The 18034-nt window shown below is 67.7% G+C and carries 12 protein-coding genes and 1 tRNA gene; 1 reads left to right on the plus strand and 12 read right to left on the minus strand.

Going from position 1 to position 18034, the window contains the following annotated elements:
• Positions 1–98 precede the first annotated feature (98 nt).
• The 7 genes from E2E27_RS16430 to E2E27_RS16460 form a co-directional block, all read right to left on the minus strand.
• A complete protein-coding gene (locus tag E2E27_RS16430) occupies positions 99–1094 on the minus strand; it encodes a DUF2891 domain-containing protein (protein WP_141460977.1) in 996 nt (331 codons plus the stop codon).
• Entirely contained in the window at positions 1085–2035 is a 951-nt protein-coding gene (locus tag E2E27_RS16435; RefSeq protein ID WP_141460979.1) for a DUF979 domain-containing protein, read from the minus strand. Before E2E27_RS16435 ends, E2E27_RS16430 begins: the two co-directional genes overlap by 10 nt.
• Complete coding sequence (locus tag E2E27_RS16440) at positions 2032–2703, minus strand: DUF969 domain-containing protein (RefSeq protein WP_141460981.1); 672 nt, start codon at positions 2701–2703, stop codon at positions 2032–2034. The genes E2E27_RS16435 and E2E27_RS16440 overlap by 4 nt, the downstream gene beginning before the upstream one ends.
• The gene (locus tag E2E27_RS16445; protein WP_141460983.1) at positions 2700–6260 is read right to left on the minus strand and encodes a hydantoinase B/oxoprolinase family protein; all 3561 of its coding nucleotides are present in this window, start codon (positions 6258–6260) and stop codon (positions 2700–2702) included. The genes E2E27_RS16440 and E2E27_RS16445 overlap by 4 nt, the downstream gene beginning before the upstream one ends.
• 57 nt (positions 6261–6317) lie before the next feature.
• Positions 6318–7760, minus strand: coding sequence for an MFS transporter (locus tag E2E27_RS16450; protein ID WP_199799083.1), 1443 nt, complete (start codon positions 7758–7760; stop codon positions 6318–6320).
• On the minus strand, positions 7760–10060 hold the full coding sequence (locus tag E2E27_RS16455) for a glycoside hydrolase family 3 N-terminal domain-containing protein (protein WP_234036101.1): 2301 nt from the start codon (positions 10058–10060) through the stop codon (positions 7760–7762). The genes E2E27_RS16450 and E2E27_RS16455 overlap by 1 nt, the downstream gene beginning before the upstream one ends.
• Before the next feature lie 158 nt (positions 10061–10218).
• Positions 10219–10309, minus strand: a tRNA-Ser gene (locus tag E2E27_RS16460).
• 258 nt (positions 10310–10567) lie between these two features.
• Between E2E27_RS16460 and E2E27_RS16465 the strand changes: the two genes are divergently transcribed.
• On the plus strand, positions 10568–11539 hold the full coding sequence (locus E2E27_RS16465) for a peptidylprolyl isomerase (RefSeq protein ID WP_141460988.1): 972 nt from the start codon (positions 10568–10570) through the stop codon (positions 11537–11539).
• A 3-nt stretch (positions 11540–11542) separates the two neighbouring features.
• Here the strand turns inward: E2E27_RS16465 and E2E27_RS16470 are convergent, their stop codons facing one another.
• The 5 genes from E2E27_RS16470 to E2E27_RS16490 form a co-directional block, all read right to left on the minus strand.
• The gene (locus tag E2E27_RS16470; protein ID WP_141460990.1) at positions 11543–12382 is read right to left on the minus strand and encodes an SDR family NAD(P)-dependent oxidoreductase; all 840 of its coding nucleotides are present in this window, start codon (positions 12380–12382) and stop codon (positions 11543–11545) included.
• 106 nt (positions 12383–12488) lie between these two features.
• Positions 12489–13802 (minus strand): cystathionine gamma-synthase family protein, encoded by a 1314-nt coding sequence (locus tag E2E27_RS16475; RefSeq protein ID WP_141460992.1) that lies wholly within the window; start codon positions 13800–13802, stop codon positions 12489–12491.
• A 168-nt stretch (positions 13803–13970) separates the two neighbouring features.
• Complete coding sequence (locus E2E27_RS16480) at positions 13971–15404, minus strand: SLC13 family permease (RefSeq protein ID WP_141460994.1); 1434 nt, start codon at positions 15402–15404, stop codon at positions 13971–13973.
• 90 nt (positions 15405–15494) lie between these two features.
• A complete protein-coding gene (locus E2E27_RS16485) occupies positions 15495–16712 on the minus strand; it encodes a DUF547 domain-containing protein (RefSeq protein WP_141460996.1) in 1218 nt (405 codons plus the stop codon).
• Between the two features lie 92 nt (positions 16713–16804).
• Positions 16805–18004 carry a DUF547 domain-containing protein gene (locus tag E2E27_RS16490; protein WP_141460998.1) on the minus strand — a complete coding sequence of 400 codons (1200 nt, stop codon included), beginning with the start codon at positions 18002–18004 and terminating at the stop codon, positions 16805–16807.
• Positions 18005–18034 lie beyond the last annotated feature (30 nt).

Genomic DNA, 18034 nt, shown 5'->3' on the forward strand with positions numbered 1-18034 from the left:
CAAGGTTCTCTCCCCGAAATGCCCTCTTTGTGAGGGTTTGTTGCGCATGAGGCTAACAGACGCTCGGGCGCGGTCAACTTGCCGCCCCCGTAAGGCGCTTAGGTCGCGGCGCGGGGGAGAAGCGCCAGCAGCGCGAAGCTCGCCAGCCAGTGTTCGCCCATGTAGTCGCCCGCCACATGGGGGAGCGCGGCAGCGAGGTGGTCTGCGGCGCGGCGTTGCAGGAGGTCGCCGGGCGCGGAGCGGCCCAGAGCGCGGGCGATGTCCTTCAGGCACCATGCGCGGCTGAGGTTGAGCCCGTCGAGATGGGCGATCTTGCCGTCGCTGCGATCGGAGACGGTGACGGGGCGGCATTCGCGTTCCAGCCAGCCATTGGCCTCGACCAGTCCCTCGAACCACGGGGCGAAGGCGAAATGGGGCATAACCTCGCTCATCAGCAGCGCGGCGGTGAGGACGGGGGAGAGGAATTCGTCACCCCCCGGCTCCCACCCGGCATAGTCGCGCCGGTGGGCAAAGGCGCGAGTGGCCCAGTCGTCGATCAGGGTGACGAGTTCGGGATCACGCTTCACCGCCCAGCGCCGCGCCAGCACCAGCGCGAAGGCGGTGTTGAAATGCGTGCCGACCGTGATCGGATAGGTGAGGATATTCAGATAATCGCGTAGCCGCGCGGCGAAGGCGCGCGCGAGCGGTTCGAGCCTTTCGCCCCACGCCTTGTCTCCGTGCCGCGCGGCTTCGTGGTGGAGATACAGCAGCCAGCCCCAGCCATAGGGCCGCTCGAACCCGCGTGCCGAGGGGCGGTCGAGGTAGGCGAGCTCCGCCGCAAGCTTCTCTGGCGTGAAGGTGGTTTCCGCCAGCGCGGTGATCTCGGCGGCTTCGGGCATGTCGGGGTAGAGCCGCCGCAGCGTCAGCAGCGTCCACCAGCCATGAACGCAGGAATGCCAGTCGAAACTGCCGAAGAACACCGGATGCGCGGCTTGGGGCAGGCGCAGATCGTCGGGGCCGGTGAAGACATGGTCGTCCTTGTAGGGAAACGGCCGCGCGACGTGCCCGAGCGCGATTGCGGCAAAGCGGCGGGCGGTGTCTTCGGTCAGCGCCACAGCAAGAAGGCTCCCACATAGATGATGACGATGTTGCACACGAGCAGTGGCACCGCCGTGCCGACCTGCTGACGGATCACACCGTTCTGGTCCTTCAGCTCCAGCAGCGCTGCGGGCACGATGTTGAAATTGGCCGCCATCGGCGTGAGCAAGGTGCCGCAAAACCCCGCGAGCATTCCTACCGCGCCGATCACCGCCGGGTTGCCGCCATATTGCCCGATCAGCAGCGGAATGCCGATCGCCGCGGCCATGACCGGGAAGGCGGCGAAGGCATTGCCCATGATCATGGTGAACAGCGCCATGCCGAGGGCGAAAACGACAACAGTCAGGAACACGCTGCCTTCCGGGATAATGCTTTGGGCCACGCCGCCGATGATCTCGCCCACCCCTGCCAGCGCGAACACCGCGCCCAGCGCCGCCAGCATTTGCGGGAGGATCGCCGCCCAGCCGATCGAATCGAGCAGCCGCCGCCCTTCCTCGGCCGGGGCCAGCAGCGGCGGGCGCAGCCACACCATCGCTCCGGCGAGCGCCGCGACAACGCCGACGCCGAACAGGATCAGCGTCTCGCGCCGCGCTTCGAACAGCCCGGTCTCGCCGAAGGGCGTGTAGTTGTAGAGCAGCGTGCCCACGACCGCCGTCAGCGGCACCACCAGCGCAGGCAGGAACAGCCTGTTGCCAAGCTGCGCGGCATAGGCCTGTCGCTGTGCGGGCGAAGTCGTGGGCGGATCGCTGCGCTTGAGGCCGCCCAGCCCCGCAATCGCGACCATCGCCAGCACCAGAACGCCATTGGCAAGGTCGGAGAGGTGGCTGCCGAAGAAGAAGCTTGCAGCCAGCAGTCCCCAGAAGGCCGCATTGCCCCAGCGCCCGTCCTTCGCCGACAGCGCCGCCCAGACCGCGAAGGCCGCTCCGGCGAGCACATAGAGCCACTCATAGGTGATCACTGGCCCGCCCTCCCCAGCCGCCGGTCGAAGGCGAGGATCCGGCCGGAATGGATCACGAAGGCGAAGATCGCGGTCGGGATGGCCCAGACCGAGAGTTCCAGCGGGGTGAGCGGATAGCCAGCCGCCTCGAACACGCCCTGAATCAGCAGGATCGAGGCGATAGCGAAGAAGATGTCCTCGCCGAAGAACAGCCCGACATTGTCAGTCGCGGCGGCCATCGCCTTGACCTCGTCGCGCGCCTCGTCGGGCAGGTCGCCGTGGGTCTTGACCGCCGCGGCCTCCGCCATCGGCGCGACCAGCGGGCGGACGGCTTGCGGATGCCCACCAATGTCCTTCATTCCCAGCGCCGATGCGAGCTGGCGGAAGGCGAGGTAGGCGACCAGCAGCTTGCCCATGGTCGCCCCGCGCATCCCCTCGATCACGGCGCGGGCGCGCTGTTGCAGGCCATAGCGTTCGAGCAGTCCGATCACCGGCAGGATGATCCAGGTGACCGAGATATAGCGGTTGTCGTTGAAGGCCGCGCCCAGCGCCTCGATCACCGCGACCAGATCGAGCCCCGCCAGCACGCCGGTCGCCAGCGCGGCGCTGACCACCACGAGCAGCGGGTTGAAACGCAGGGCGAAGCCCAGAACGACGATGGCGATTCCCGCCAGCGGCCAGTAGTTCATGCGCCGAAGCCCCCTCCCCCGGGCGTCAGGATCACGAAGGTGTCGCCCGGCTGCATTGTTGCCGATCCGGTCGCGCCCATGTCCTCGCGCGTGCCGTCAGCGCGTTCGATCCAGTTCCGCCCCGGCGCCGCATCGCCTCCTCCAGCGAGCCCGCGCGGTGCCACCTTGCGGCGATTTGCGAGCATATTGGCGCGCATCGCCTCGAGGAAAGTCACGCGCCGCACCACGCCATCGCCGCCATTATGCCGCCCTGCCCCGCCCGATCCGCGCCGGATGGTAAATTCCTCCAGCCGCACCGGCAGGCGGGTCTCAAGGATTTCGGGATCGGTCAGGCGGCTGTTGGTCATGTGCGTCTGCACCGCGCTTGTGCCGGGGTGGTCCGGCCCTGCGCCCGATCCGCCGCAGATCGTCTCGTAATATTGGTGGGCGTCGTTGCCGAAGGTGAAGTTGTTCATCGTGCCCTGGCTCGGCGCGAGACGGCCCGTGGCCGCGAACAGCGCATCGGTGACGACCTGCGAGGTCTCGACATTCCCCGCGACCACCGCTGCGCCGGGACACGGGTTCAGCATCGAACCTTCGGGCACAATCAGCGTCACGGGGCGCAGGCACCCGTCGTTCATCGGGATCGCATCGTCGATCAGCGTGCGCAGCACATAGAGCGCGGCGGCCCGAGTGATCGACCGCGGGGCGTTGAAGTTGTCGGGCAATTGCGCGCTGGTGCCGGTGAAGTCGAGCACTGCCGAGCGGGTCTCATGGTCGATGCGGATCGCCACTTTCACCACCGCGCCATTATCCATCGGATAGGCAAAGGCGCCGTCCTCCAGCCCGCCGAGCAAGCGCCGCACGCTTTCTTCGGCATTGGCGAGGACGTGCCCCATGTAGGCGGCGAGCACATCGGCCCCGTGCTCGCGCGCCGCGCCCGCCAGCAGCTCCGCCCCGCGCGTGCAAGCCGCCAGCTGGGCGCGCAGATCGGACAGGTTGCGGTCGGGAATGCGGGCGGGATAGTCCGCCGCCGCCAGCGCCGCGCGGATGTCCTCCTCACAGAAGCGCCCCTCGTCGACCATCAGCAGATTGTCGATCAACACGCCTTCTTCGGCGATGGTGCGGCTTTCGGGCGGCATGGAGCCGGGGGCGATCCCGCCGATATCGGCATGGTGGCCGCGCGCGGCGACAAAGGCGTCAGGCTCCTCGCCCGCATCGCCGTAGAACACCGGCACGATCACCGTGATGTCAGGCAGGTGCGTGCCGCCGCGATAGGGATCGTTGAGAACATAAGCGTCGCCCCTGCGGAACCCCCTGCCATCCCGCGCCGCGCCTCTGGCTTCGATCACCCGCGCGATGGAGTCCCCCATGCTGCCCAGATGCACCGGGATATGCGGCGCATTGGCGATCAGCGCGCCGTCCGCATCGAACAGCGCGCAGGAGAAGTCGAGCCGCTCCTTGATATTCACCGAGGTCGCGGTGGATTGCAGCACCACGCCCATTTCCTCGGCGATGGCCATGAAGAGATTGTTGAAGATCTCGAGCCGGACGGGATCGACCGCCGTGCCCGCTGCATGTTCGCGGGCGAGCGGCGCGGTGCGGGTGAGGACGAGTGTGCCTTCATCCGCCAGCCGCGCCAGCCAGCCTGCCTCGACCACGGTGGTCGAGCCGGGATCAATGATCAGCGCAGGCCCGGACACGGTCTCGCCCGCTGCCAGCGCAGTGCGCGCTGTCACCGCCCACTCGCCGGGCGGCAACGCCGCCTCTTCCGCTGTGGTTGAGGGGATGCCCGCCGCCCTTGCCAGCCCGCCCGACACGCCGCTCGCCTCGACACTCAGCGCCTCGACGATGATCGTGCCGTCCGCACCGGAATAGCCGAAGCGTTCGCGGTGGAGCTGGCGGAAAGCCGCGTCCATCGTCGCCGCCTCGCCGCAGGCGATCGCCAGCAGGCTGTCGCTTCCGGCAAAGCGCAGGCGCGCGCGTGGCTCGGTGCGGATCGCCTCGGCAGCGATGCCCTGATCCAGCAGATCGGCGCGCGCCTGTTCTTCCAGCGCCGCGAGTTCCTTAGCGAAATTCTCGCCCAGGGGGCGCACCAGGCTGACCTCGCGGATCGCCTTCACCGGGGCGAGGCCGATCCCATAGGCCGAGAGCATCCCGGCGAGCGGATGCACCAGCACGGTCTCCATTCCCAGCGCGTCCGCCACACGGCAAGCATGCTGGCCGCCGGCCCCGCCGAAGCAGGCGAGCGCATAGGTCGTCACATCATGCCCGCGCGCGACCGAGATCTTGCGGATCGCCGCCGCCATGTTGTCGATCGCGATGGCGAGGAAGCCCTCGGCAATCTCCTCCAGCGTCTTTGGCTCGGGGAGCGCGGCGGCGACCTCCTCCAGCCGTGTGCGGGCAGCTTGCGCGTCGAGCGGCTCGTCGCCACCCGGGCCGAACACGGCAGGGAAGAACGCCGGGTCGATCCGCCCGAGGAAGAGGTTGCAGTCGGTCACCGTCAGCGGCCCGCCCTTGCGGTAGCAGGCGGGGCCCGGGTCGGCGCCCGCACTCTCCGGCCCGACGCGGAAGCGCGACCCGTCGAAGCGGCAGATCGAGCCGCCGCCCGCCGCGACCGTGTGGATCTGCATCATCGGCGCGGCGACCCGCACGCCCGCCACCACGCTGTCGCCGGTCAACTCGACCTCGCCCGCGTAATGCGCGACATCGGTGCTGGTGCCGCCCATGTCGAACCCGATCAGCCGCGTATGGCCGAGCGGCGCGCAAGCGGCGACCATCCCCACCACGCCCCCCGCCGGACCTGACAGGATTGCATCCTTCCCCCGGAACGCGCCGACCTCGGCCAGCCCGCCGTTCGATTGCATGAACCGTAGCGCGCCGGTCGCCGGCAGGCTCGCCGTCAGCCGATCGGTGTAGCGACGCAGCACAGGGGAGAGATAGGCGTCGACCACGGTCGTATCCCCGCGCGGGATCAGCCGGATCAGCGGCGCGACCTCGTGGCTGACGCTGACCTGCGCAAAGCCCAGTTCGCGCGCGATCTCCGCCAGCCGCGCCTCGTGCGTCCGGTGCTGCCAGCCATGCACGAGCACGATCGCGAGCGCATCGAAGCCATCGGCGCGCAGCCCCTCGAAGGCCGCGCGCGCCGCAGCCTCGTCGAGCGGCCGCAGCACCGTCCCGTCCACCGCGACCCGCTCTTCGATCTCGACCACCCGGGCGGGCAATTGCTCGGGAAGCACGATATGGCGCGCGAAGATGTCGGGTCGCGCCTGCGTGCCGATCCGAAGGGCATCGGCAAAGCCGCGCGTGATCGCCAGCGCCAGCCGCTCGCCCTTGCGCTCCAGCAGCGCGTTGGTGGCGACCGTGGTGCCGATCCTGAGTTCCGCGACCGGCCCATCGCCATATTGCGCCATCAGCCGCCGCACCGCCTCGCTCGCGGCATCGGCATAATGGCCGGGATTTTCGGACAGCAACTTGGCCGTCACCAAGCGCCCGTCAGGCGTGGTGGCGACGACATCGGTGAAGGTGCCGCCGCGGTCGACCGCAAAGCGCCAGGCGGGAGGGTGTGTCACAGGCATGCCGCCCGAGTGTTGTCCAGCGCTCGCAACAAAGCAACCGCAGCGGCATCCCTTCCATCATGGGACCGACACTGAACCGACGTGGTAGCGATGAGGCGGCCATGTGGACTCTTGCTCCGCAGTCCGCAGACCCCGGCGAGCGTGAACCCGGCGCGCCGGGCTCACCGCATCCGCGCCGGTGCCATCTTCGGCACCAGCAGCTGGATGGCGACAAAGGCGATCATGTAGCCCAGCCCCGCATAGATCACGATCGGCACGTAGGAACCGGTCAGCTCCAGCGTCCAGCCGGTTGCCTGTGCGATCAGGATGCCTCCGACCGCACCCGCCGCGCCGCCCATCCCCGCCACCGTCGCCACGGCGCGCCGCGGATACATGTCGGCGATCATGGTGAAGATGTTCGAGCTGAACGCTTGATGCGCCGCCGTCCCCAGCCCGATCAGCAACACCGCCATCCAGGGTTCGGGAACGCTGGCGACAGTCACCATCGGCAAGGCGAACAGCGCTGCGACGAACAGCGTGGTCTTGCGCGCCCGGTTGATGGTCCAGCCGCGGCCCACCAGATGCGAGGACAGCCACCCCCCCTGCAATCGAACCGATATCGGCGAGCAGATAGACACCGATCAGTGCCGGCCCCATCGTCGAAAGTATTCCGCTGCCGCTCTTCGGAAACAGCTCCATCCCTTGCGTCTTGGCGAGAAAATCGGGCAGCCAGAACAGAAACAGGTACCACACCGGATCGGTAAAGAACTTGCCGCAGATGAAGAACCACGTCTGGCGCTGGCGGATCGCATCCTTCCAGCCGAGCGGCTCTCCCGCCTCGTCCTCGCCGTCCTGATTGATCCAGCGACGCTCTTCATCGGTCACCTTTGCGTGATCGGCGGGCTGGCGAAAGAAGGCCAGCCACGCCGCCAGCACCACGAAGCCAAGCGCGCCTGCCACAAGAAAGGCCGCGCGCCAGCCGTAGAGCCCGGCCACCCCTATGGCGATCACGGGCGTGAACAGCACCGCGAGATTGGCCCCCGCGTTGAGAAAGCCGACGCCCAGCGCCCGCTCGCGCTTGGGAAACCACTCGGCGACCGACTTGACCGCACCGGGATAGGCCGCGCTTTCCGCCAGACCCAGAGTGATGCGGGCGCAGATGAAGGCCAGCACGCTGCTGACAGCGCCATGCAGGGCGGCGGCAAGGCTCCACAGGACGATGGCGATGGCCATGCCCTTGCGGGTGCCGACGCGGTCGAGCCAGCGCCCCACCACCAGCAGCCCGATCCCGTAGCTGGCCTGAAAGGCGGTGACGATATTGCCGTAATCGACCTCGCTCCAGCCGAGGTCGTCCTCGATCACCGGCTTGAGCACCCCGATGATCTGGCGGTCGATGTAATTGATGGTGATGACGAAGAACAGCAGCGCGCAGATGCCCCAGCGATAGCGGCCCTTGGGCTTTTCCGGCGATGCGGACGCGGACGGGTTCGGCGCGTCGTCCGAGGGATGCGGGCGCGCCATTACCGGTTGCCCGCGATCGTGACAGGCGTGGCGATAGCGGCAGGCGCGATGCGGCCCGTGGCAGACCCCACCACTTCGACAACCGCACGCGCCCGAATATCGTCCGATGCGCTTCCGATCATCACTTCGATAGTGCCCGGCTCGATCAGCCATTCTCCTGCTTGGCTCCACAGCGCGAATTGGGCGGACGAAAGGGTGAAGGCGACCTCGCGTGTCTCTCCGGGCTGCAAGGTCACGCGGGCGAAGCCGCGCAATTGCCGGACGGGCCGCGAAACGCTCGCCACGGGATCGCGCATGTAAAGCTGCACCACCTCGTCGCCTGCGCGCGGGCCGGTGTTGGTGACGGGGACAGTCGCGGTGACGCTGCCGCCATCTGCCGCAATGCGCGGCTGCGACAGGGCGAGCGCGCCGTAATCGAACCGCGTGTAGCTGAGACCGTGGCCGAAGGCGTAAAGCGGCGTGATCGGCAGATCCATGTAGCGCGCGGTGTCCTTGGCAAGGTCGGGATCGGCCGGACGACCGCTGGGCAAATGGTCATAATGGACCGGCACCTGCCCGGTGGCGCGGGGAAAGCTCACGGGCAGCTTCCCGCCCGGATTGTTGTCTCCCATCAATGTGCGCACGATCGCGGGCCCGGCCTCGATCCCCAGGAGCCAGGTCGCGAGCACCGCGTCGGCGCGCTCGGCGATGGCGGGGATGGCGAGCGGGCGACCGCCCATCAGCACCACCACCAGCGGCTTGCCGGTGGCTTCCAGCGCTTCGAACAGCTCCATCTGGCGGCCGGGCAGTTCGAGCGAGGAACGGCTGCGAGCCTCTCCCGACCAGTCGTAATCCTCGCCGATCGCCAGCACGATCACATCCGCATCGCGCGCTGCCGCCACGGCCGCTGCGATGCCCTCCGCATCGTCCGATCGGCTGTCGGCGCCCGGCACATAGGTCACGTCGCGGTGCGCGGCTTCGAGCGCGGCGCGCAAGGTCACCACATCTTCCACCTGCCCGCGGGCCCGCCACGATCCGAGCTGCGAGAGCGGATCGTCCGCCAGCGCGCCGATCAGCGCGATCCGTCCCGCATCGCGCGCGAGCGGGAGCGTGCCGGTGCCGTTCTTGAGCAGCACGATCGACCTTTCGGCGATCCTGCGCGCAGCCGCGCGGTGTTCGGGCGCGAGCATGACGGCGGCTTCGCGCGCCGCATCGTGGTACTTGTAGGGATTATCGAACAGCCCGAGATCGCGCTTGGCGGCGAGGATGCGCAGCACCGCCTGGTCGAGCAGCGCCTCGAGCGCAGGGTCGGCGGCAATCGCGGCTTCCAGATCGTCGGCATAAACGTCGGCCACCATGTCCATGTCGACGCTGGCCTTCAGCGCCAGCGCTGCGGCATCCGCGCGGCCTGCCGCAACGCCATGCGCCAGCAATTCCTCGATCGCGCGCCAATCGGACAGCAGCAGCCCGTCCCAGCCCCACTCCCCGCGAAGGAGAGACCGCAGCAGCGCCGCATTGCCTGTCGTCGGAACGCCATCGACCGCGTTGAAGGCGGTCATGTAGCTTGCCGAGCCCGCTTCGGCAGCGGCGCGAAAGGGCGGCAGATAGACCTCCTGTATCGCCCGCTCCCCGACCTCGGCCCCGGCATAGTCGCGCCCGCCCTCGGCTGCGCCATAGGCACCGAAATGCTTGGTTCCGGCCATGATCGTGTCGGGTGCGGAAAGGCTGTCGCCCTGAAATCCGCGAACCTGCGCTTCGGCCATCCGGCTGCCGAGATAGGCGTCCTCGCCTGCGCCTTCGACGATCCGGCCCCAGCGCGGATCGCGGGCGATGTCGACCATTGGTGCGAAGGTCCAGTGCAGCCCGGCGGCACTGGATTCGCGCGCGGCGACGGCGGCGTGTTCGCGCACCGCTGCCGGGTCCCAGCTTGCCGCCATCGCCAGCGGAACGGGGAAGATCGTGCGGTAGCCGTGAACCACATCCATCGCGAACAGCAGCGGGATTCCCAGCCTGCCCTCTTCGACGGCGACCCGCTGCAGTTCCCGCAAGGGCTCTGCGCCCGCGACATGAAGATAGGAGCCGACTTCGCCGCGGCGGACTTTTTCCAGCTCATCGGGCCCCAGCCGCGAATTGAGCGCCTTGGACCGCCCGCCCATGCGCTGCACCAGCTGCCCGATCTTCTCCCGCATGGTCATTTGCGCGACCAGCGCCTCGAGATCGGGAGACTGGCGCTCTGCGCCGGGGTCCGAGCTGGCGACGGTCGTTTCGCGCTCCCCCGCTGTCTCCTGCGCCGCCGCAGGCGCGAGGGCCGACGCGGCCACGAGACATGATAGCGCTACCATTTTTGAGCCCATAAGCTGCATGATCCCCACCCCTTTTGCCGCATGCTCCTCACCGGAAGCTGCGCTTTGTTGCAGGCTAGAAGGCTGCGCGAAAAGACGCAAGCGCACGTCCATAGCGAACCGCGAGGTCGGGTGGGTGGCGGAGCAGGAGGGATTCGAACCCTCGATACGCTTTTGACGTATACACACTTTCCAGGCGTGCGCCTTCGACCACTCGGCCACTGCTCCGTTGCGCGGTTTTGACGCGCTGCCGCTGCGCTGCTTGAGCGCGGTTCACGGCAAGAGCGGCGCACTAGCGGCGAAATGCGGGCTTCGCAAGGCGGCACGGTTTGGCGGGTGTTCGGAATCGTGGTAAATGAGTCGCATTGGCAAGCGCTGCGCGGATCCGGCATTCCCTGCGAACGCTGCCTCGAAAGCCCCTTTCCGCTCCTCGGACGTGCGGAAAGGGGTTTTTGCTTTGGTGATGGGTGTGGCACACAGGCGGCCATGAGAACCGCACTCCTTGCCGCTGCGGCGGCCCTCGCCCTTGCCCTCCCCGCTTCGGCTCAGGAGGAGCCCAAGGGCGCACCCGCGCCTTCGGAAATCGTCGCCGCCGCGCCCCAGGCGGACTGGGTGGCGATCCCGGCGGAAGACCTGCTGGTGATGACCCTCGCGCCGGATGCCGAGGGCAAGCCGCGGCAGGTGGTGATCCAGCTGATGCCCGCACCCTTCAGCCAAGGCTGGGTCCACAACATCAGGCTGTTCGCGCGCGCCAAGTGGTATGACGGCATCTCGGTCAACCGGGTGCAGGACAATTACGTCACCCAGTGGGGCGATCCCAATTACGACAACCCCGAAGCAACGGGGAAGGCGAAGCCGCTGCCCGAGGGGCTGAAGGTGATGGGGGAGGCGGAGTACATCTCCACCGGCATCCATCGCATGATACAGAAATCAGGATACTCGAGCGACCTCATTTCCGATCCTTACTCCGCTTATACTTTCATGTTTCGCGGATGGCCGATTGCGACCGACGACAGGGTCATGGGGGCATGGCCGACCCACTGCTACGGCATGGTCGGCGTCGGCCGGAACTACTCCCCCGACACCGGCTCGGGCGCGGAACTCTACACAGTGATCGGCCATGCGCCGCGCCATCTCGATCGCAATATCGCGCTGGTCGGACGGGTGATCGAGGGGATGCAGCATCTCTCCAGCCTGCCGCGCGGATCGGGGGCGCTGGGGTTCTACACCGCCGAGGAAAGCGCCAAGCGCACGCCGATTCTGACGGTGCGGGTGGCGAGTGATCTGCCCGCCGCCGAGCAGCCGGCCTTCGAATACCTCTCGACCGAAAGCGAGACCTTCGCGACATATGCCGAAGCCGTCGCCAACCGCCGCGATCCCTTCTTCATCGCGCCCGCTGGCGGCGCGGACATCTGCAACATCCGCGTGCCGGTGCGGCGCGTGGCTGGCGCGGAATAGCGCTCAATCGGTGCGCGGGCCGGCGAAGCCCTTGCCGCGGCTGTCGATCTGGGGATCCGGGTTGTCGTTCCACCAGGGAACATCGGTCCACGGACGAACATCGACCTCGTGGCTCCAGCAATTGGGCGGCTGGTGTGCGAGGTGCCAATAGGTCTCGGCCAGCGCCGCCGGATCGATCACGCCGTCTGCGCCCTTGCCCGCCTTGAAAGCATCGAACTTCTCGCCGAGCAGCTTGCCGAGGGTATCGGGCGCATCCACCGGGCCGTCGACAATTACGTGGGCGACATGCACGCCCTGGGCGGCGAATTCCGCGTTCAAGGTCTGGCACAGCATCCGCCGCCCGCCCATCGCCGCCGCATGGCTGTGCTGCCCGGCATTGCCGCGCACCGCCGCCGTCGCCGAGGTGACGAGCAGAGTGCCGTGCGGACCGCCATCACGTGCGCGCGCCACCATGTGCGGGAACAGCGCATGGGCGAGCCGGAACACGCCATAGGTGCCCAGCCGCCAGCCGAGTTCGAAAATGCGGTGCGGCGTATCGTAGAGCGCACGGTTTCCGATCTGCGCGCCGAGGTTGTAGAGCGCGGCATGGATCGGGCCGATCTCGGCCTCGGTGCGCTCGACCAGTTCCTCGATGCTGCCATCCTCGGCGGCGTTGAGGAGCGTGCCGGTGGCGCTGCCGCCCGCCGCCTCGATCTCGGCGACCATCCGCGCGAGGCCCGCCTCGTCCGAGCGGCGCGCCAGCACCGCGTGATAGCCCCCGGCGGCAAAGCGCATTGCGGCGTTGCCGCCGATCCCGGCCCCTGCGCCGATTACGAGGAACACGGGCTTGCGGCTGTCGGTCATGGTGCTCTCCCCTCCGGCCCATCCCCACCCCCTCCCGCAAGCGGGAGGGGAGCGAGACTTGCTGAGCCGCAGGCGAAGCTAGTCGCAGCGGGGTGGGCGCTGCAACTCAAACCGTCTCGAGCGCCTGCGCGAAATCGGCGATCAGGTCGTCGGCATCCTCGATCCCGACGCTGATGCGCACGAGGTTATCGGTGATCCCGAGCATGTCCTTGCGCGCCTGCGGCACAGAGAGATGGGTCATCGAAGCCGGGTGGCTCGCCAGCGTTTCCGTCCCGCCGAGGCTCACCGCAAGCTTGGCGATGGTGAGCTTGTCGAGAAAGCGGAAGCACTCCGCCTCGCCGCCCTTGATGAAGACCGAGAAGGTCGAGCCCGCGCCCAGACAATGCCGGTCGTAGATGTCTTTCTGACGCGCGTCCTCGATGAAGCCGAGATAGCCCAACCCTTCGACCTTGCGGTGGCTGCGCAGGAAATCGCAGACCTTCGCGGCGTTCTCGCCCGCGCGCTGCATCCGCAGCTCCACGGTTTCGAGGCTCCGCAGCAGCATCCACGCGGTGTTTGGATCGACGATCCCGCCCATCGTGTTGCGCAGCGCGCGCACAGGCGCGATCCACTTTTTCGCGCCGGCGATCGAGCCTGCAACGAGGTCTGAGTGCCCGCCGACATACTTTGTCAGCGAATAGGCGACGATGTCCGCGCCATGCTCCAGCGGGCGCGACCACAGGGGGCCGAGGAAGGTGTTGTCGATCGCGATGGGGGTATCCGCGAGGTGGGCGTCGCGCGCATCGCGCACCGCCTCGACATCGACCAACGCATTGGTGGGGTTGGCGGGGCTTTCGAGGTAGATCATGGCCACCTTGCCGCCCTGCTCGTCCGCCTGCGCCTTGGCTTTGGCCAGCACCGCGTCCAGTTCCTCGCGGGTCGCACCGGCGGGGAAATCGACATAGGTGACGCCGAAGCGGCTCAGCACCTTGGCGACGAAGCCCTCGCTCGCCGCATAGAGCGGGCCGGAATGGACAATCACGTCATTGGCGCTGGCATAGGCCATCATGAGGATGCAGATCGCGGTCATGCCGCTGGAGAAGGTCAGCGCGTCCTCGGCCCCGTCCCACACGGCAAGCCGGTCTTCGAGAATTTCCTGATTGGGCCCGTTGAAGCGCGAATAGACGAGGCCCTCAGCCCCGCCTTCGCGAAGGCCGGTAATACCTTCGAAGTGACGCTTGCCCGCGGCCGCGCTCTCGAAGGCAAAGGTGCTGGTGAGGAAGATCGGCGCCTTCAGCGAACCTTCGGACAGCACCGGGTCATAGCCGTGGCCCATCATCAGGGTCGAAGGCTTCAGCGGGCGGCCGCCGATTGCGCGCTTGGCGGGCTTGGGCTTGCGGCGGGGGGTGGGGGTTTCGACAGCGTCGACGGCGTCGGTCATGACAGCGCATCCTTCCTATTTCTCACGCTCCCAGGAAGGCGGGAGCCGGTGGCGGCGAGCCGGGCGCCCGTTCCTAACCTCCGCAGGAACGCTTCTCCCAAAGCTGCCGCTGTGCTGGCAAAATCCTATCGCCCGCGCACGATCGTTTCAAGTGCAGCACCGATCATTTCACACGAGCGACGCAATTCCCCACACCACGCCGACGATCAGCACCACACCTGCGAGGTCGATCAGGAGGCCTGCCCGCACCATCGATTCGATGCGGATACGGCCCGTCGCCCATGCGATGGCGTTGGGCCCGGTGCCTGCGGGGAGCATGAAGCCCCAGCTCGATGCCAGCGCCGCCGGCAGCGCGAGCAGCACCGGATCGGCCCCCAGCGCCACCACCAGCGCGGCCACCACCGGCATGATCCCGGTCGCGGTGGCGACATTGCTGGCAAATTCGGTTACCACGATCACCAGCGCCACCACGGCCAGCGCGACGGCGATCAGCGGCCAGCCCGCGAGCGGCAGCAGCGCCTGCCCGATCCAGTCGGCGAGGCCCGAGGCCTGCATCCCGCCCGCCAGCGCGAGGCCCCCGCCGAACATGAAGATCACGCTCCACGGCGCGCGCTCGGCCTCTGGCCAGATCAGCAGCGGGCGTCCGGTGCCGTCGGGCAGCAGGAACAGCGCGAGCGCGGCGATCACCGCGATCGTCCCGTCGCCCCATGCGCCCTTGGGCAGCATCGGAGCCACCAGCGGCTGCGTGACCCACGCAAGAAAGGTCAGCCCCACCAGCAGCGCGACCCGCATCTCGGGCGGACTCCATACGGGTTTCCCGGTCATCGCGGCGCGGGCGGCGGCGAGATCGAAGGGGTGTTCGGCCACCTTCTGCACCCGCGCGATGATCCCCGCCGCCAGCGGCACCGCCAGCAGCACCAGCGGCACGCCGTAGAGCGACCATTGCGCAAAGGTGATCCGCACCCCGGCAATCTCGTCGAGCAGGCCGACCGCGATGGCATTGGTGGGCGAGCCGACGATCGTGCCGAGCCCGCCGATGCTGGCAGCAAAGGCAATTCCCATCGGCAAAGCGCCCGCGAGGCCGTCCTGCGGCTCGCCCCCGTCCTCCTCGCGGCGGCCCCCTTCCAGCACCGCCAGCGCCATCGGCATCATGATCAGCGCGGTCGAAGTGTTGGAGATCACCATCGAAAGCAGCGCCGCGGCGATCATGAAGGCAAGCAGCAGCCGCGCTGCGCCGCCGCCGGTGCCCACCAGCCGCAGGATCGCGAGGCTCAAGCGGCGGTGCAGCCCGGTGCGCTCAATCGCCAGCGCGATGAAGGCTCCGCCCAGCAACAGGAACAGGATCGGAGAATAGTAATCCGCCGCCGTCGCCTCGGCGCTGGCGACCCCGGCGAGCGGCAGGACGACAAAGGGCAGCATCGCCGTTACCGCCAGCGGCACCGCCTCGGTCATCCACCACGCCGCCATCCAGGCGACCAGCCCCGCGACCAGCCACGCCCCGCCCGCCATCCCGGCAGGCGGCGCGGTCAGCGCGGTCAATGCCAGCGCCACCGGGCCGAGAAACAGGCCGAACAGGCGCGGGCCGATCCGCCGTGATGTCATCCGATCTGGCCCCTCCCCACGCGTCACGAGGCAGGGCCTATCAGCACGCACGCACGCCCGGCAAGCCGAACCGCCCGCCGCTGGCCCGGTTTATTCGACCGCGTTCTGGTTGGGCGGATCGCCCGGCAGGCTGATGTTGGAGACGAACACCCGCCCGGTGCGCTCGCCGCGGCGCTCCATATTGCGCAGCTTGGTCTCGCGCGCCTGCATCAGTTCGCAGGCCGCGAAGCCGATCTCTTCCTTGCAGCCGACCAGCGGATCATCCATCGCGCCCGGCGCGGAGGCGGCAAAGAGGTAGTTGGGTGGCCGCGCCCCGCCGTGCAGATCGGCGATGTCGTGCTCGCTGATCGTCGCGCTGACCTCACGCGTCCCGGCCAGCATATCCACCGTGGGCCCCTCGGCAAATTCGGCAAGATGGCGGCGCAGGTCACCCTCGAAATCGCCGAAATAGAACGGCGCGACCTCGGCATAGAGGCTGGCGACCTCGAGCCGGTCCCCGCGCATCTGCGTGCCGCGCAAAGAATTGACGAAATCCGCCGCCGCGACATCGAGCAGCGAGCCGACATTGTCCCCGGTGAAGGCATGGCGCTGCAACTCCGGCCCGCCGATTTCGCCGCGCCAGAAGCCATAGATGACCTTGGGATTGATCCAGTTGCGGAAAACGATCTCTTCGCGGATGTCGCGCAGCGAGACGGGGATGCCGCGCAGCGTGATGAACTTGGCGTCATCCAGCGGCACGCCGCCCACCTTGATCTCGCGCGGCTCGCGCACCGGCCATTCCTTCGCGATCATCTCCATCATCGCGACGTTGTGGAGGTTGAGCCAGAAGGCCAACTGCTCGTTGCGCGGCAGCGCCGAAATGTCCAGCGTGCCGGCCACCCGCTCCAGATCCTCGCGGTACTCGGTGAAGCTGTCGATCACGTCCTTGTCGAAAAAGCGGAACAGAACCATCGAGCCTTCCAGCCGGTAACGCGACTGCGGCCCTTGCGCGCGGCGCGACCCGATCGGCGGATCGGGACGGCGCATCCCCTGCCGGTTGGACGGGCCCATCGCCACGAGAATGTTCTTGAGCGCGTAATCCCAGACCTCGTAATCGATCGTGTGGCGGATCGGATCGCTGGTGGGTGTGAAGATCGCCAGCCGACTATCTGACAGCGACAGTTGGCCCTCGGACCGGGCCATCGCGGGCACGTAATGGCGATCTCGGGTATCGGACTGTCGCCGCGTCGCTGGAGCTTCCGCCGCTGCCAATCCGGGCAGGGTCAGAACGGCGGCGGTCAACAGCAGTCGTGCAAGCCTCGAACGCATCGAATCTCTCCCACCAGATCAATCATTCCGTCCGAAAGACAGGGTATCTCAAACCGATAAACCCCACATGAATGCATATTCATGCAGATGCGTTATTCCACCGCGTTCTTGTTGGGCGGATCGCCGGGCAGGTCGATGTTGGAGAAGAACACCCGCCCGGTCGGTTGGCCTTTGCGCTCCATCGCCTCCAACTTCAGCTTGCGCGCCGTGATCACGCTGCACGCTGCATCGCCCCATGCGGAAGGACAGCCGGGGGTCTGAACCGCCATATAGGCGGGCGGACGTGCGCCGCCGTGGAGATCGGCGATGTCCGGCTCGCTGATCGCCGGGCGGAGCTCGCCGGTTCTGGCCAGCAGTTCCAGCACGGGCGCGTCGGCGAAGTCGGTCAGATGGGCGCGCAGGTCGGTCTGGAAATCGGGGAAATAGAAGGGCGCAACCTCGGCATAGAGCTGCGCGACATCCAGCCGGTCCCCGCGCTTCTGCGTGCCCCGCAGGGAATTGACGAAGTCCGCCCCCGCGATGTCCAGCAGCGAGCCGACATTGGCGCCGGTGAAGGCATAGGACTGGAGCTGGGGCCCACCGATCTCGCCGCGCCAGAAGCCATAGATGACCTTGGGGTCCTTCCAGTGACGGAAGACGATCTTTTCGCGGATATCGCGCAAGGACACCGGGATGCCGCGCAAGGTGATGAACTTCGCCTCGTCGAGCGGCACTCCGTCCAGGTCGATATCGCGCGGCTGGCGCACCGGCCAGTCGCGGGCGATCTGCTCCATCAGGGCGACATTGTGGAGGTTGATCCAGAAGGCGAGCTGCTCGTTGCGCGGAAGGGTGGAGATGTCGAGCGTATCGGCCACATGCTCGAGGTCTCGCCGGTATTCGGCGAAGCTGGCGATCACGTCGTCGTCGAAAAAGCGGAACAGCACCATCGACCCTTCCAGCCGATATCGCGACTGCGGCCCATGCTTGATGCGGCTGGAAGTCAGCGCTTCCGGTCGCGGCGCGCCCTGCCGGTCCGAGGGGCCCATCGAGATGAGGATGTTCTTGAGCGCGTAATCCCAGATTTCGTAGTCGATCGTGTGGCGGATCGGATCGCTGGAGGGGGTGAAGATCGCGAGCCGATCCTCCGACAGCGATGGCCTGGTATCGGTGGTGGCAGACGCGGGGACGTAGGGCGCGGCGGGCGGCTGTGCCCCTTCGGCTTGATCAGGCGCGGTAGTGGTCTCTTCCGCGGCCATGACCGGCATGGCGATGCACGATCCGGCGATCAGCGCGACCGCGACTTTCGACAACATGCCATCTCTCCCACCAGATGAAGTGTCCGT

Origin of the sequence: Porphyrobacter sp. YT40, from assembly GCF_006542605.1 — a bacterium.
Taxonomy (GTDB): Bacteria; Pseudomonadota; Alphaproteobacteria; order Sphingomonadales; family Sphingomonadaceae; genus Erythrobacter.